The 16,223-nt window shown below is 60.5% G+C and carries 13 protein-coding genes; 9 read left to right on the forward strand and 4 right to left on the reverse strand.

Features of this window, described 5'->3' with window-relative positions:
* Positions 1–27: 27 nt before the first annotated feature.
* On the reverse strand, positions 28–156 hold the full coding sequence (locus BQ9843_RS08910) for a hypothetical protein (protein WP_268258791.1): 129 nt from the start codon (positions 154–156) through the stop codon (positions 28–30).
* A 38-nt stretch (positions 157–194) separates the two neighbouring features.
* Here BQ9843_RS08910 and brnQ point away from each other — a divergent pair, with 38 nt between their 5' ends.
* Positions 195–1,550, forward strand: a complete 1,356-nt coding sequence (gene brnQ, locus BQ9843_RS00370; protein WP_075843438.1) for a branched-chain amino acid transport system II carrier protein — start codon at positions 195–197, stop codon at positions 1,548–1,550.
* A gap of 63 nt (positions 1,551–1,613) precedes the next feature.
* Here the strand turns inward: brnQ and BQ9843_RS00375 are convergent, their stop codons facing one another.
* The 3 genes from BQ9843_RS00375 to BQ9843_RS00385 form a co-directional block, all read right to left on the reverse strand.
* A complete protein-coding gene (locus BQ9843_RS00375; RefSeq protein WP_075843439.1) occupies positions 1,614–2,096 on the reverse strand; it encodes an HsmA family protein in 483 nt (160 codons plus the stop codon).
* 112 nt (positions 2,097–2,208) lie between these two features.
* Entirely contained in the window at positions 2,209–2,796 is a 588-nt protein-coding gene (locus BQ9843_RS00380; protein ID WP_143327592.1) for a TetR/AcrR family transcriptional regulator, read from the reverse strand.
* Positions 2,797–2,882: 86 nt separating this feature from the next.
* Positions 2,883–3,527 carry a cyclase family protein gene (locus tag BQ9843_RS00385; RefSeq protein WP_075843441.1) on the reverse strand — a complete coding sequence of 215 codons (645 nt, stop codon included), beginning with the start codon at positions 3,525–3,527 and terminating at the stop codon, positions 2,883–2,885.
* Positions 3,528–3,695: 168 nt separating this feature from the next.
* Here BQ9843_RS00385 and BQ9843_RS08750 point away from each other — a divergent pair, with 168 nt between their 5' ends.
* The 8 genes from BQ9843_RS08750 (at position 3,696) to BQ9843_RS00425 (ending at position 16,135) form a co-directional block, all read left to right on the forward strand.
* Positions 3,696–4,514, forward strand: a complete 819-nt coding sequence (locus BQ9843_RS08750) for a zinc ribbon domain-containing protein (protein WP_075843442.1) — start codon at positions 3,696–3,698, stop codon at positions 4,512–4,514.
* A 310-nt stretch (positions 4,515–4,824) separates the two neighbouring features.
* On the forward strand, positions 4,825–5,037 hold the full coding sequence (locus tag BQ9843_RS00395; RefSeq protein WP_227561562.1) for a YlcI/YnfO family protein: 213 nt from the start codon (positions 4,825–4,827) through the stop codon (positions 5,035–5,037).
* A gap of 5 nt (positions 5,038–5,042) precedes the next feature.
* A complete protein-coding gene (locus tag BQ9843_RS00400) occupies positions 5,043–8,276 on the forward strand; it encodes a helicase-related protein (protein WP_075843443.1) in 3,234 nt (1,077 codons plus the stop codon).
* The gene (locus BQ9843_RS00405) at positions 8,270–8,890 is read left to right on the forward strand and encodes a DUF4391 domain-containing protein (protein WP_075843444.1); all 621 of its coding nucleotides are present in this window, start codon (positions 8,270–8,272) and stop codon (positions 8,888–8,890) included. Before BQ9843_RS00400 ends, BQ9843_RS00405 begins: the two co-directional genes overlap by 7 nt.
* Positions 8,891–10,810, forward strand: a complete 1,920-nt coding sequence (locus BQ9843_RS00410; RefSeq protein ID WP_075843445.1) for a site-specific DNA-methyltransferase — start codon at positions 8,891–8,893, stop codon at positions 10,808–10,810.
* 9 nt (positions 10,811–10,819) lie between these two features.
* The gene (locus BQ9843_RS00415; protein ID WP_075843446.1) at positions 10,820–14,002 is read left to right on the forward strand and encodes a type III restriction-modification system endonuclease; all 3,183 of its coding nucleotides are present in this window, start codon (positions 10,820–10,822) and stop codon (positions 14,000–14,002) included.
* A 9-nt stretch (positions 14,003–14,011) separates the two neighbouring features.
* Entirely contained in the window at positions 14,012–15,145 is a 1,134-nt protein-coding gene (locus tag BQ9843_RS00420; RefSeq protein WP_075843447.1) for a hypothetical protein, read from the forward strand.
* Between the two features lie 60 nt (positions 15,146–15,205).
* Positions 15,206–16,135, forward strand: a complete 930-nt coding sequence (locus tag BQ9843_RS00425; RefSeq protein WP_075843448.1) for a DUF4268 domain-containing protein — start codon at positions 15,206–15,208, stop codon at positions 16,133–16,135.
* Positions 16,136–16,223 lie beyond the last annotated feature (88 nt).

Here is a 16,223-nt window from a genome sequence, read left to right on the forward strand (position 1 = left end):
TATTTGCGCCGGCGCGGTGGACGGGAGCTACAGAGCCGCGGCCGCGCTCCAAGGGCGAATCTTCTTAAGCTCGGGCTCAAGCTTCCTGCGAGCAATCTCCATGTCATAAGCCGCCTGCGCACGCAGCTCACCCCGGCGGCGCCGTATATGAGACAATACAATCCACGAACGCACTCTTTTGAAAGGCCCGCAGCATGAACAAAGCGGCAACGAGTCAATCCCTTTCACCCCGGCAGTCCATTGCGGTGGGCATCACGCTGTTCTCGATGTTCTTTGGAGCCGGCAACCTCATCTTGCCGCCCATGCTCGCACTCCAGGCGGGCACCTCCACCGTCCCGGCAATGATCGGCTTCCTTGTCGCCGGCATCGGCCTGCCGGTACTCGGCATTGTGGCCGTAGCGCTCGTAGGCACGGCACGCGAGCTAGCCGACCGCGTCCATCCGCTGTTCTCGAGCATCTTCGTCGCAGCCATCTACCTGGCCATCGGCCCCTGTCTCGCCATTCCACGCACCAGTTCAACCGCCTTTGAGATGCTCATCCCGCTCTTCCCGCAGGGCGCACCCATCGGCACCATCCGCCTGGTCTTCTCCATCGTGTTCTTTGCCGTGGCATACGCCCTTGCCATGCACCCCGGAGCCCTCACCAAGCTTCTCGGACGTATCACGGGGCCTGCGCTCATCATCTTGCTGGTTATGGTCGTAGGCTCATCGCTCGTCTCGCCCGCCGGCGTGGCGCAAGCGCCCCAGGCGCCCTACAATAGCGCCGCCCCCATCCAGGGATTCCTTACGGGATACCAAACCATGGACTTGCTCGCTTCTCTCACCTTTGGCCTTGTTATCGCCGAGAATATCAAGGGGCTCGGTGTGAGCGATTCGCACGGTCTCATGCGCGAGATCTCGCGTGCGGGAATCGTCGCTGGCATCCTTATGGCACTTGTCTACTGCGGTCTGGCGCAGGTGGGTGCCAGCTTTGGCTCGGTCATGCCGAACGCCACCAACGGTGCGGCGCTGCTTACTGCCTCGGCAACGCTGCACTTTGGCATTGCGGGAACGCTAATCATCGCCGCCATCTACTTACTCGCCTGCCTGAACGTCTGCATTGGCCTCATTAGCTGCTGCGGCACCTACTTTGCCGAAACCTTTGGCGCAGCAGCCCCCGGTGCGCAGGCGCACATGCTGGGCCGCATCCCCTATGCAGGCTGGGCGGCGGCCTTTGCCGTTTTTTCCTGCGTGGTCTCAAACGTTGGCCTCGACGCCATCCTGATGTTCTCGGTCCCGCTGTTGAGCGCGCTCTACCCCGTCTCCATCGTCTTCGTGATCATGGGAATGGCACACCGCGCCTGCGACCGTCTGCCCCTCACCTGGCCCTGGGCCATTGGTGCCACAACGATCGCAAGCGTTGCCACGGCTCTGCGCGATGCGTTCTTTGCCGGTACGTGGCTGCCCTTCGACACCCTGCCACTTGCGAGCCTGGGCTTTGGCTGGCTGCTCCCTGCCCTTTGCGGAGCCGCCGTGGGTGCCATCCTCTCGGTCGCACGCGCAACAAAATAGGTCGGGGTGGGCACCCAAAGGAACCCGTCCCGACCTTGGCGCAATGGAAAGAGGAGTATCGAATTAGCAGCAGGCGTGTTTGCGCTTCTGGGTGAACAGCACGATGCCGATGAGCGCCGGAATGCACACGGAAAATGCCAGCACCGCGGCGTCGCCAAAATGGAACACGGGGATGCCGATGAACAAGCCCGCGCAGTACGGGATAAGCCAGATAAGCCACACGCAGATGCTCAGCTTGTGGAAGCCCCGACGACTCTGCTCGCTGCCGCGCACGGTGACAAACGTTGCCCACAGGGCATGGAAGAGCATGAAGATGATGGCCAGCAGGCCGGTGATGGCATGCAGCGGGGAGACAGCCGCAGTCGAGGTGCGGGCGATGGTGGTCATGATGGTGGTGCCCGTTGTGTCGCAGATCAGGCCCAACCAGAACAGCGCGAGGTGGCTCTTCTTAAGCGTACCGGCGCGGCGCTCGCCAAAAACGCCAATGGTATAAAAGATAAGAGCGAGCGTGATCGCCGTCGACGCAGGCATAATCAACGAATTCATAGGTATGTGATTCCTCCAAAGTCGATATCGCGCCGGGAGCACTTGTTGCCCCAGCTGCGAATCATATTGTGGAATCACCGCACCTGAACATCAAAGGTACCTTGTTCATGTCTTACGCGTTGTAGAGCGTCCTTCGAAGAAGACCGAAAAGAATAGGACAGTTGCCCTCGCCCGCATGCAGCGCGTTGAGCATGTTATCAAAGGTAAAGCGGCATACTCGCTTGGCGTCAAAGCCCACAGGTAGGTCTGTGCGAATAGCGGCGTCGTTTTTGTAAACCTCTACCAGACCGCGCAACGCATGGTTCAAGATCTGCTGTTCACGCAGGTGGGCGGCATTTTTCTCGGCGGCGGGAAGCACCTCGGCGCCCTTAAGCCAGCAACGCCTAAAGCGGTCGAGCACCATGACGAGCGATGCGTAAAGGTCCTCGCAATAGTCGACAAAACCCTTGTGCACGTCGAGGCGGCAAAAGCCGTCAAAGACGAAACGGCGGAAGAACAGCTCGATAGTTGCTGTGGTGAGTTTGTCCTTTGAGGCAAAGTGGTTGTAGATGGTGCCCACGCTCACATGGCACACCTGCGCCAGCGAGCGGATGGAAAGCGCCGAGAGGCCCTGCGCATCGGCGATGCGATATGCCTCTTCTAAGAGTTCATCACGAGAAATAACGCTCGAAGCCATCTGGTCTCCCCTGTTGCGCTGCACGTTCTAGCTTGTTCGTATAAAAGATGGTAGAACAAACGGCGTGTGCCGTGGTGGCGCGTCAATGTCTGCGATGTATGACGAGCCGCCTACTCGAACCAGGCGATGGCACGGATAGGAGAGCCGTCGGAGTCCTCGATCCTCAGGGGGCAGCAACTAAACCAAAAAAGATCGTCGCCGCAACAATCCAGATTCTTGAGATTCTCGATATTCACGATGTCGCAGGAAGAGAAGAGCTTCTTGTGGCGCGTTAGGTTCGTATCGGCAATGGGATCCAAGCCGATGACGTCAAAGCCGATGCCCTTGTAGCCGCCAGCGATGATCAGATCGAGCACCTCGTCGTCTATGCAGGGGTAGTCGCCAAAGTAGGCGTCCGTGCCCCAGTATTCGTCCCAGCCCAGATTAAAGAGGAGAAAGTCTGCCTGGGCGACTTTGTCACCGTAAGGGCGCAGCTGCTCCATGGTGATGGCGCCACCTTCCGGCAGGTCACAGCAATCGATAACAAGGGCTTTGCCGATAAACTGGCTTGCGGGAAATTCGTCGAGCGTTGTCCTGTTGGGGAACAGATGCGAGGGCGAATCCATGTGCGTGCCGGTATGGGAGGACATCCGCAGTAGCGTCTCTTTGAAGCCGTCCTTCTCGTACGTGCCGGCAAGTGCAAGCCGAGGCGTGTCCGAGCCCGGATAGACCGGCATGCCCTGGGTGATGGTATGGGTAAGGTCGATAACGCGCATGATGGATCCTTTCGAGCTTGTCCCATCGTATCAAAGCGGCGCGATGGGGCCGAGAGGTTTGGCCCAGTTATAGGCCAACTTACCCCGCGCAACAAACGGTTGCTTGGATTGGCTGCCTGCGCCGCTTAAGCTTGCACTATCAAGAAACTCGCTGGAAGGGGAGCCGCTATGGCCTTTGCCGAGAACCTTATTGCCGTACGTCGAGCGCATAACCTTACGCAGCAGCAGCTTGCGGCAAAGCTCTTTGTAACGCGCCAGGCCGTAAGCCGCTGGGAGCGCGGCGAGGTTACGCCCGGAATCGACATGATGAAGCTCATCGCTGCCGTTACCGGCGAGCCGCTCTCGCACCTGTTGGAGATGCCTGAGCATTATTGCGAGAGCTGCGGTATGTACCTTACCCCTGACGATTGCGGCACCGATGCAAGCGGCAAGAAGACCGACCATTACTGCAAGTGGTGCTATGAGCAGGGAGAATACACGTACGAGACCACAATGGAGGCCATGATTGAGGATTGCGCCCCGCGCTTGGCAGAGAATACGGGCATGACGCTTGACGAGGCGGTGTCGCTTATGGGTGCGGTGTTGCCGCAGCTGGAGCGGTGGCGCGCGGTGCACGAGAACGAAGAGCGCTATGGCGAGGAAGCCCGCGGGCTTTACGGGGATGACGTGATCGATGCTGCCAACGAGCGGATCTTGGATATGGACCCGGCAGTGTGGAATGACATGAAGGAGCTTGAGCGAGCAATTCTGGGCCAGCTCTCGATTGCTATGGCAGAGGGCGACCCACGCGGCCCCGAGGCGGAAAAGCTGGTAGGGATGCATCGCCACTGGGTGGGCCTCCACTGGGGAAGTGAGCCCGAAGACGATGCTTACCTGGGGCTTGTTAAGGGATACCTTCCCGACCCGCGGTTTGTGTCTTATTACGATGACCCCTGCGGAACCGGCGCCACCGCGTTTCTTGTTGAGGCTGTAGAGGGTGAGATGTAGGGCGAGGGCAGGAAGTCTGCTGAAATAGGCCTCCATCCCGACCCTGCCCTTAGCGTCCGGCTCTACAATACGCACCTGCTTGACAGCGGAGCAACAAGACGAAACAATAGCCCCCGGCTAATTGCTCCCGTTTGTTATTTCAGATCCAAACTTCCCAGAATTTGCACCCCAGATCCCAGTTCCTAACTCCCTGCTCACCCTGCATAAAGCTGCAACGTCGGCCCTCCTTGTATTCACAGCACCACTCCACGCTGCCACGCTATAATGCTGCAAACGCATTTGTATTGCATTTCGAGCGATGGGAGCGCAGATGCCTGACAGCTATAAGGAGCTCATCAAGAGCAATCCCGACGAGACCGAGATCAGGAGCTTCCTGGTAGACGGCGATCAGGTGTCCGTGACCCTGCGCATCCCCGACACCTTGCGCGATGCCGCGAAGGAGGAGGCGGCCCTGCGGGGCATGAGCTTCTCCGCCTTCGTGCGCACCTGCATGATCGAAGAGCTCGCGAAGAAGGGGGCGTAGAACCCATGCAACCCGACTTCTTCGACAACAGGGCGCGCATCGTCAAGGACGACCTTGTCGCCAACATAGCCGACGGTAATCGCGTGGCGATAGCCGCGTCGGTGTTCTCCATGTACGCCTATCAGGAACTCGCCGAGCAGCTTGAAGGCATCGAAGAGCTGCGCTTCGTCTTCACGTCGCAGACGTTCACCAAGCAGCGCCCAGCGCGCGAGAAGCGCGAGTTCTACATCCCGCGCCTTTCCCGCGAGCAGGGCCTTTGCGGCACCGACTTCGAGATCAAGCTGCGCAACGAGCTCACGCAGAAGGCCGTCGCGACCGAGTGCGCCGACTGGATCCGCCGCAAGGCGCGCTTCCGCTCCTTCGAGGGCGAGGGGCGCATGAGCGGTTTCATGGACATCGACAAGACGGACGACAACGTGGCCTACATGCCCTTCGACGGCTTCACCACGCGCAAGCTAGGCTGCGACAATACCACGGACGTCCCCGACGTGACCATGCGCTTGGACGCCTCCCAGTCGCGCGCCCTGCTCAAGCAGTTCGACGACGCCTGGGGCTCGGGCGAACTCCACGACGTCACCGACGCCGTCATCGACGGCATCACGGCCATGTACCAGGAGAACGCGCCCGAGCTCATCTACTACATGGCGCTCTACCGCATATTCAGCGAGTTCTTGGACGACGTCTCCGAGGATGTGCTGCCCAACGAGGGGCTGGGCTTCCGCGACAGCCTCATCTGGAACAAGCTCTACGACTTCCAGAAGGACGCGGCGCTCGCCATCATCAACAAGCTCGAGACCTACAACGGCTGCATCTTGGCCGATTCCGTGGGCTTGGGCAAGACGTTCACCGCGCTCGCCGTGATCAAGTACTACGAGAGCCGAAACAAGGACGTGCTCGTGCTGTGCCCCAAGAAGCTGCGCGACAACTGGATCACCTACAACTCGAACGTCGTGAACAACCCCATCGCGGGCGACCGCCTGCAATACGACGTGCTCTACCACACCGACCTTTCGCGCACGCGCGGCACGTCGGAGACGGGCCTGCCGCTCGACCGCCTGAACTGGGGCGCGTACGGGCTCGTCGTCATCGACGAGAGCCACAACTTCCGCAACGGCGGCGACTCGGCGTCGGAAGACAGGATGAACCGCTACCAGCTGCTCATGGAGAAGGTCATCAAGCAGGGCGTGAAGACCAAGGTGCTCATGCTCTCCGCCACGCCCGTGAACAACCGCTTCCGCGACCTGCGCAACCAGCTCGCCCTGGCGTACTGGGGCGACCCCACCGGCTGGTCTGAGAAGCTGCGCCTGGAGAACGACATCGAGACGGTTTTCCGCAACGCGCAGACCGTCTACGCACGCTGGTCGAAGCTGCCCGCCGAGCAGCGGACGACCCACACCCTCACCGACATGCTCGACTACGACTTCTTCGAGGTGCTCGACCAGGTGACCGTGGCACGCAGCCGCAAGCACATCCAGCGCTACTACGACATGAGCGCCATCGGGCCCTTCCCGAAGCGCCTGCCGCCGATATCGAAGCGCCCCAAGCTCTCGACGCTGGCGAACGCGATCAACTACCGCGAGATATACGAGGAGCTTGACTCCCTCGTGCTCGCCGTGTACATGCCGAGCTCGTACGTGCACCCCAGCAAGATGGAGAAGTACGCGAAGATGGGCGGCGGCGGCAACCTCACGCTCGGAGGGCGCGAGACGGGCGTGCGCCGACTCATGACGACGAACCTGCTCAAGCGCCTGGAGAGCTCGGTGTGCTCGTTCCGCCTGACGCTCGAGCGCGTGCTCGCCGCCATGAACGCCGCCCTCGAGACCATAGACGACTACCGCAGGGGCCTCGCCTCGGGTGCCAGCGTGGCCGACGGCGACCTGCCGGGCGGGTTCGACTTCGACCCCGACGACGAGAGCGGCTTCGAGGTGGGCGGCGCCACGAAGATCCTCGTCGAGGACATGGACTGGATGAGCTGGGAGCGCGACATCGAGGCGGACGTCGCCGTCATCGAGGTCCTGATCTCGATGGTGCGCGACATCGACCCCGCCCACGACGCCAAGCTCATCGAGCTGTGCGAGCAGATCCGAGGGAAGTCGCAAGGCCCCATCAACCCGGGCAACCGCAAGGTGCTCGTGTTCACCGCGTTCTCCGACACGGCGGACTACCTCTACGAGAACGTGTCCGCCTTCGCGAAGCGCGAGCTCGGCCTCGAGTGCGCGAAGGTGACCGGTGACGGCTGCGCCTGCACGATAAAGGCCGTGCCCCCGCATATGCAGGAGGTGCTCGCCTGCTTCTCGCCCGCGTCGAAGGAGCGCGACGTGGTGGCGCCGCAGCTTTCCGGCTGCGACGTGGACATCGTCATCGCCACCGACTGCATATCGGAGGGCCAGAACCTCCAGGACTGCGACTACCTGGTGAACTACGACATCCACTGGAACCCCGTGCGCATCGTGCAGCGCTTCGGCCGCGTGGACCGCATCGGCTCGAAGAACGCCCGCATCCAGCTGGTGAACTACTGGCCCGACGTGGAGCTCGACGAGTACATCAAGCTCAAGGCGCGCGTCGAGGAGCGCATGCGCATCACCGTGATGACGTCCACCGGCGACGACGACTACATCAACGCCGACGAGACGGGGGACCTGGAGTACCGCCGCCAGCAGCTCGAGCAGATGCGCGACGAGGTCGTGGACCTTGAGGACGTCTCGGGCGGCGTGTCCATCACCGACCTGGGCCTCAACGAGTTCCGCATGGACCTGGTTGGCTACTACCGCGACAACCCCGACGTCGACCGGCTCCCGAGCGGCATCAACGCCGTGGTGGAGGGCGACGAGCCCGGCGTCGTCTTCGTGCTGCGCAACGTCAACAGCGGGATCGACCGCGACGGCGCGAACCACCTGCACCCGTTCTACGTGGTTCGCATGGGGTCCGACGGGTCCGTGATCCGCGGGCACCTGGAGCCCAAGGCGGTGCTCGACGACATGCGCCTTTTGTGCCGCGGCAAGTCCGAGCCCGACATGGCCCTGTGCCGCGCCTACAACCGCGAGACCAAGAACGGCCGCGACATGCGCCGTGAGGCTGGGCTCTTGCGCGACGCAGTGGCGTCGATCGTGGACTCCAAGGAGGAGTCCGACGTCGACAGCTTCTTCGCCGGCGGCACGACGGGCTTCTTGGAGAACGACATCGAGGGGCTCGACGACTTCGAGCTCGTGTGCTTCCTGGTGGTGAGGCCCAGATGCTAGGGCTTCCGAGCACGACCGAGGTGGGCCGCCGCATACCCAAGGAGGCCTTCTACGGCCGCCTGAAGGTGAGCGCCGCGCTGCGCCAGTCCTTCATCGACGACGTCGAGCGCTTCACAGTCGCAAACTCGATAAAGACCTCCACGACCGGTATTCCCGACGGCGAGCGCGTGCACGAGGTGCTCGTGGTGGAAGTGGCGCTTAAGGCTCGCCGCGTCCCTGAAGAGGTGCTGGCGCTTGTGGCTCAGGCGAACCCCCATAAGTTGCTGTTCGCGTGCACCTTCGACGACGAGGTTCGCCTCGCGGTGATGCTCAAGGGAATCGCTGTGGGAGAATGGCAGAGCGTCGATGATGCTTCCCTCACACTGAAAGCGACGAGCATGGACGGGGTCTGGGACTCGATCGCCTCGCAGGTTGCGTATGGCGATACGGGCAGCGAGACCGCTACCGTGGACGAGCGCTTCGCGGCGGACGCCAGGCTCAAGGCGCTTCGCGAGGAGCTTGCCAAGACCGAAGCCCGCGGTCGCAAGGAGCGGCAGCTGGCGCGAAAAAACGCGCTATTCGACCAGGTACAGGAACTCAAACGGCAGATTGCCGCCATAGAGGAAGGCAGATAGATGGAAAAGATCGAGCTAGGCACGCCCGACGGTGCCGTTGAAAACATCGAGAAGATTGCCGAGCTGTTCCCGCAGGTGGTGACCGAGGTAGAGAACACCGACGGCGAGCTTGCACGCGCCGTTGACTTCGACGCGCTGCGCGATCTTTTGGGTGATGTGGCCGAAGGCCAGCGCGAGCGTTACCAGTTCACTTGGCCCGGCAAGCGCGAGGCCAAGGCCGAGGCGCGCCGCCCTATCTACAAGACGATGATTCCCGAGCCCGGCAAGTCCAAGGATTGGGACACCACCGAGAACCTCTACATCGAGGGTGACAACCTAGACGCGTTAAAGATCCTGAAAGAGACCTACGCCGGCAAGGTGAAGCTCATATACATCGACCCGCCTTACAACACGGGCCATGATTTCGTCTACGACGATGACTTTGCCAAGACGCGCGGCGAGTACAACGCCGAGAGCGGCGACTATGACGAGGAGGGCGGCCGCCTGGTCGCCAACACCGAGGGCAACGGCCGGTTTCACTCGGACTGGTGCTCGATGATTTATCCGCGTCTCACGCTCGCGCGCGATCTGCTCGCTGCCGACGGCACCATCTTCATCAGCATTGACGAGAACGAAGCTAATAACCTTGAGAAAATCTGTGACGAGGTATTTGGGCGTGCAAATTTTCTTACACGCTTTATCTGGAGAAAAGTGGATAGTCCCAACGACAACCACGTCGTTATCACGCCTGATCACGAATACATTTTTGCCTATTGCAAAAATGCGGCAACGGTTACCTTGCGTCAGCGTAGGGCACCTGAGCTCGTTGATGCCTACAATGGGCCGGACGAAAACGGCAGATATTGGCGCGACAGGCTTCTCCGCAAGAACGGAAAAAACAGCCTTCGCGCCGACAGGCCAACCATGTATTACGCGCTTACGGCACCGGACGGCTCGGAGGTTTGGCCTATTCGGGAGGACGGGCGCGAAGGCCGCTGGGCCGCTGGGCCCAGCAGCCTCAAAGAAATCGATGCTCGCGGAGATTTGATTTGGAAGCAGAGAGACGGCAAATGGGTTCCGTATACTCGTGAATATGCTGCCGACAACCCAACGAAACCTTGGATGACGATCTGGAACGATTTGCCAGCTATGCGGCAAACAAAGGCAGGCATGAAAGACCTATTCGGCATTTCAAACGTTTTCGATACGCCCAAGCCGCCTGCCTTGATTCAGCGCTGCATGGAGCTTGGAGGAGTAAAAGAAGGCGAGATTGTTCTCGACTTCTTCTCGGGATCGGCTGCCACTGCGCATGCTGCTTTGGATTTTTATTCCAACGAGGAAGTAGCTGCCAAGTGGATTCTTGTGCAAATTCCGGAACTCCTCGATGAGGGAGCGGAAGCACGGCAATTCGGCTTCAAGTCGATTTGCGATCTTGGCGAGGAGCGCATCCGCCGTGCGGGCGAGAAAATCGCCAATGAAATCGATGAATCCAATAAGCAGCTCGAGCTCGGCGCCGAGCCAAAGCCTTATCCCGACCTGGGCTTCCGCGTGCTGCGCATCGACTCCTCGAACTTCAAGGACTTCTACCTCACGCCTGGCGAGACCTCACAGGAGAGCCTCTTCGACTTCGCTGACAACGTGAAGGAGGGGCGCTCTGAATTGGATCTGCTCTTCGAGGTGCTGCCCAAGCTCGGCATCCCGTACTCCGCGAAGATCGAGGAGCGCGTGCTCGCCGGCAAGAAGGTCTTTTTCGTTGACGGCGACAAATTGGCGGCCTGCTTCGATGCGAACGTCGGCTCCGACACCATCGAGGAGATGGCGAAGGCCAAGCCCTGGTACGCCGTCATCCGCGACTCATCCATGGCCGACGACGCCACGCACGCCAACTACGAGGAGCTGTTCCGCACCTACAGCCCCGGCACCGTTCCCCAAGTGATTTAAGGCGTCGACATGAAGTTCAAGTTCAAAGTACAGCAGTACCAAACCGACGCCGCAGATGCGGTGACCTCGGTCTTCGAGGGGCAGCCCAACCAGGGCGCCTCCGTCTACCTGCGCGATCTGGGCCGCAAGCCCAAGCGCGCGCAGGGCGAGATCGACTTCGGCGACGAGAGCACCGAGGGGTACGCCAACGCGCCCGTTGCGCTTTCAGGTGCCGACATACTGGCAAACGTGCGAGCGGTGCAGCGACGCAACCAGATCCCCGAGTCGGAGGAGCTCTTCTGCGGCATGGGGGCTTGCCAGCTGGACGTCGAGATGGAGACGGGCACCGGCAAGACCTACGTCTACACCAAGACGATGCTCGAGCTCAACCGCCTGTACGGCTGGTGCAAGTTCATCGTGGTGGTGCCATCGGTCGCCATCCGCGAGGGCGTGGCCAAGAGCCTGGAGAACACCCAGGAGCACTTCTTCTCCCAATACCACAAGAAGATCAGGTTCTTCATATACGACTCGGACAACCTGACCGAGCTTGATGCGTACTCCCAATCGAGCGACGTCAACTGCATGGTCATCAACATGCAGGCGTTCAACGCGTCGATGAAGGAGGGCGCCAAGAACAAGGCGGCGCGCATCATCTTCGACGAGCGCGACGAGTTCAGCAGCCGCAGGCCAATCGACGTCATCGCTGCGAACCGCCCCATCGTCATCTGCGATGAGCCCCAGAAGATGGGAAAGAAGGGAGGCGCGACCCAGAAGGGCATCGCCCGCTTCAACCCGCTGTTCGTTCTGAGCTACTCGGCAACGCACAAGGAGAAGCACGACCTGGTGTATGCCCTGGACGCCCTGGATGCCTACAACCAGAAGCTTGTGAAGCGCATCGAGGTCAAGGGCTTCTCGCTCAAGAACATGCGCGGTACCGACGGCTACCTGTACCTGCGTGACATCATCGTGAGCAAGAGCCGCGCCCCGGAGGCCGTCATCGAGTTCAAGTACATGGGCGCGGGCGGCAAGGTCCGCAAGAAGACCCAGCGGTTTTGCGAGGGCGATAGCATCTATGACGCAAGCGGGTCCACCAAGCTCGAGGCGTATCGAGGCTATACCATCGCAAGCGGCAACGATGGTGTGGTGCCACCGCAGGATGGGCGTCCCGGTTACGTCCGCTTCCTGGACAGCTCCATTGGCGACAATGGCCGCATCTATATGGGCGAGGTCTACTGCGACTCCGCGGCGGATGACATCCAGCGCATTCAGATTCGCGAGACTATTAAGAGCCACCTCCAGAAGGAGGAGGCCCTGTTCCGCCGCGGCATCAAGTGCCTGAGCCTTTTCTTCATCGACCAGGTGGCGAAGTACCGCGACCTCTCCGGCAACGGCGAAACAGTGGGCTACGGCAAGATCTTCGAGGAGGAGTACGAGGCCATCGTCTCCGACAGATTGAAGCACCCCACGCAGGACGACATCCTCGACCCCTCGTACACGCAGTACCTCGGGCGATTCGAGGCGCGCTCGGTGCACTCCGGCTACTTCTCTGTGGACAAGAAGGGCAACGCCGTCGAGTCGAAGGCCGAGAAGAAGGCGGAGCGCGAGGACGGCATCGGCATCAACGACGACGACGCGAAGCGCGCATACGACCTGATCCTGCGCGATAAGGAGCGCCTGCTCTCGTTCGATGAGCCCGTACGCTTCATCTTCAGCCACTCGGCGCTGCGCGAGGGCTGGGACAACCCGAACATCTTCCAGATATGCACGCTCAAGGAATCGGGCTCCGAGACGAGCAAGCGCCAGGAGGTCGGCCGCGGCATGCGCCTGGCCGTCGACCAGGACGGCAACCGCCAGGACGCAGCGCTGCTGGGACCCGACGAGGTGCACCGCGTGAACTTGCTCACCGTGATCGCGTCGGAGAGCTACGAGACGTTCGTGAGGGATTTGCAGACCGACATAAGCAAGAGCCTGCGCGAGCGCCCGAGGAAGGTGGAGATGAACCTGTTCAGCGGGCGCGACGTCGTGCTCGACGGCGAGACGGTCTCCTTCACCGAGGAGGAGTCGAAGCGCATTTACAAGGCTCTTTACAAGTGCGACCTCATCGATGACGACGACAAGCCGACCGCCGAGTTCCGCAAGGCCGTCGAGGGCGGCACCTTCGTGGAGTACTTCGTCGCGAAGCTGCCCGAAGGCATCGCCGACACCGCACACGCAAAGGCCGTCGAGGCGCTGGTGAGGAGCGTCTACGACGCGCACGCGCTCGACGGCATGATCGGGCGCGCCCAGGAGAAGATCACCGAGAACACGCTGACCGACAACTTCGCCAAGCGCGAGTTCAAGGAGCTGTGGGCGCGCATCAACCGCAAGCACGCCTACACGGTGAGCTTCTCGGACGACGAGCTGAGGCGCAAGTCGATAGAGCGCATCAACGGCGATTTGCGCGTGAGCAGGCTGCAGTACACCCTGACGGTCGGCGGGCAGAAGGCGCAGGCCACGCGCGACGAGGTGCAGGGCGGCTCGTCGTTCGGCCGTACGCAGACCGAGACCCGCGACGTCGACGCTGGCACTGCGTCCGTGGGCGTGACCTACGACCTCGTGGGCGAGGTGGCGCAGGCCGCCGCCATCACGCGCAGGAGCGCCGCGGCGATCCTCGCCGGCATCGACGCCAACGTGTTCGGGCTCTACCGCGTGAACCCAGAGGAGTTCATCAAGAAGGCGGCGGCGCTCATCGTGTCGGAGAAGGCGACGATGGTGGTGGAGCACATCAGCTACCACGAGATCGACGACGTCTACGACGAGGCCATCTTCACCGAGCGCATGCCCGACAACGCGAGCAAGGCGTACGAGGCCAAGAAGAACATCCAGCGCTTCGTGTTCCCCGACTCCGACGGCGAGCGCAGGTTCGCCGAGGACATGGACGCCGCCGCCGAGGTGGCGGTCTACGCGAAGCTACCGCGCTCATTCCAGATTCCCACGCCGGTAGGCAACTATGCCCCCGACTGGGCCATCGCCTTCAAGGAGGGCAGCGTGCGCCACGTGTTCTTCATCGCGGAGACAAAGGGCACCATGGACACGCTGGAGCTCTCCGGTGTGGAGAACGCCAAGATCGCCTGCGCCAAGAAGCTCTTCAACGAGATGAGCACCGGCGACGTGCGCTACCACAACGTGGCGACGTACGAGGACCTGCTCGAGGTGATGGGCAGGATGAGCTAAGCCACGCTTATGAACCATAAGGAGAACCAGGAAAAGGCAGAGCTTTCGATTTATCAGCAGGCGCTGAAGGTCGCGAGGGCAAAAGGCGGAGAAGCGAGAAGGAACGTCGCCCGACTGTCGGGCGACGCCCGCCCATTCGATAGGCCCGATATTCTCATCACGGCCGAAGGCGGGAGAAGAATAGTCGGTTTAGAGCACTTCCGCGTTGACCACCATATCGGGAGGGGCAAGAAGGTTGAATCTAAGTCCGCGAGGTTCTCTTCGGATGCGGAGCGGTTTCGAAAGCAACACGAGGATGCAGCTCGCAGGGGCGCTCTGGCAGAAGAGGCTTACCGAGGGTTCGGCGATTTGATCAGCCGGGCGATACGGGAGCAATCGAACGCCTGCGTTGACGACATCAGGGCTTCGCTCGACGCGGGGCTGTTCGGCAAAGACGGTCGCGGGCATGCGTTCAAGCTCGATGCGTATCGCGAGAATATAGTGCAGATTGACGCCAATGCCGATATCCGCCTTGGATTCCTGATCGAGCTCCATGCGGATTTGCGCCAATGGTTCCTCAACGATGGCTTTAAGGAGACCAAGGTATCTTCAGGTCAGTTTCCAATAAGCTGCGAAGCCTATGGGCTTCTCAAGAAAGCATCGGCTCACGTTGATTGGATCGTGCTTGCGTTTTGCCCGCTTTACGGCGATGAGGTGAGAGACGCCGCGATTATCAGATGCTGCAACGGCATGTTCGAAACGAGCGCTGCTCGACAAGGCATAATCCAGACACCATATTTAGGCCTTGGAAAAGAAACGCCTTTCGGTAGGCAGGATAGACAAGGAGAGGTTGAGTTCGGCGTCGGAAGCGACGGTGTTGACTATCTGGTCGAAAACACGTCCGAGCAGATGGACGCCATCGAGTTGTTCAGCAACGCGATAAGCGGAGCCGCCGAAGCGCTCAATCTAGCGCGGAAAGGAAAACCCTTTGCCGCGACGACGTCAGTTCAGCTTGCCTACGACATAGCAAAAGACTCCTTGAAGCACAAAAACGGGAATGTTGAGCCGCAGGATGCCCTTAAGGCGATTGGCAGAATGGATCCATCAGGGATGAGCGCGCGGATGGAGAACTGGCGGAAGCACTGGCTCATCCATAACGTATAGCTCAGCTTTCGATTGATGCGGACGAGGCTCTTTGCGAGCCAATGATTTGATAGGAATGCAATGAAATACAATCTCGATAAGCTGAAGAAAGTCGATCTGCGCGACGTATGGCCGCACGAGGCGCTTGACTTCACCAGATGGCTCTCCGAGGAGCCCAACCTTGCCATACTGAGCTCGGCAGTCGGCATTGAACTCGAGCTTATAGAGACCGAGTCGTCCGTAGGTTCGTTCAACGTTGACATATATGCGCAGGAGGCCGGAACTGGGCGCAAGGTAATCATCGAGAACCAGCTCGACGACACCAACCACGACCACCTAGGCAAAGTTATTACTTACGCCGCTGGCAAGGGCGCTGAGGTCGTCATATGGGTGGTGGCCCATGCCCGCGACGAGCACCGCCAAGCTATCGAGTGGCTTAACCAGCACACCGATAGCGATTTCGGGTTCTTCCTAGTGGAGATAGAGCTGTGGTCCATCGGAGACTCCCTGCCGGCACCGCGTTTCGGCGTAGTCGAGCAGCCGAACGAGTGGACGAAAGCCATCAAGCTCAGCGAGGGTCTCTCCGAGACCCAGCGCGTCAAATTGTCGTACTGGACCAAGTATCGCGAGATAGCCCAGGCAACGCCCGAATTTTTGAAGATGTTCAACCCGCAGAAACCCTCAAAGAATCATTGGAGCACATTGCGCTGCGGTACGCCCGCCTATCACATCGCGCTGCTTATAGATACGCAGCACGGTCGGATTGGCATTGAGTTTTACGTACCCGACGACAAGGAAATCGGCCACAAGGCTATCTACAACATCAAGTTGTTTGAAGAACGACTCGGCCTTGCAGCCACGCCTTTTGAGGCCAAGAAGTCATCAGGGCTTCGCTTCTACAAGGACGGTTGCAGAATCAAGGGCAACGAGGGCGCCTGGTCGGAATTCATATCGGAGCAGCTCAAGTGGGCTATCGTAATGAAGAAGCTGATTGCTGAACTGGGGCTCTAGACGAAATCCGCGTCCCATCCCGAAGATGCTTGCGTTGTCGGAGTCGACGCCGATGCCGGCTGCGTCCAACATAGCTAAAAGCATCTTT

Origin of the sequence: Collinsella bouchesdurhonensis, assembly GCF_900155365.1 — a bacterium.
Taxonomy (GTDB): domain Bacteria; phylum Actinomycetota; class Coriobacteriia; order Coriobacteriales; family Coriobacteriaceae; genus Collinsella; species Collinsella bouchesdurhonensis.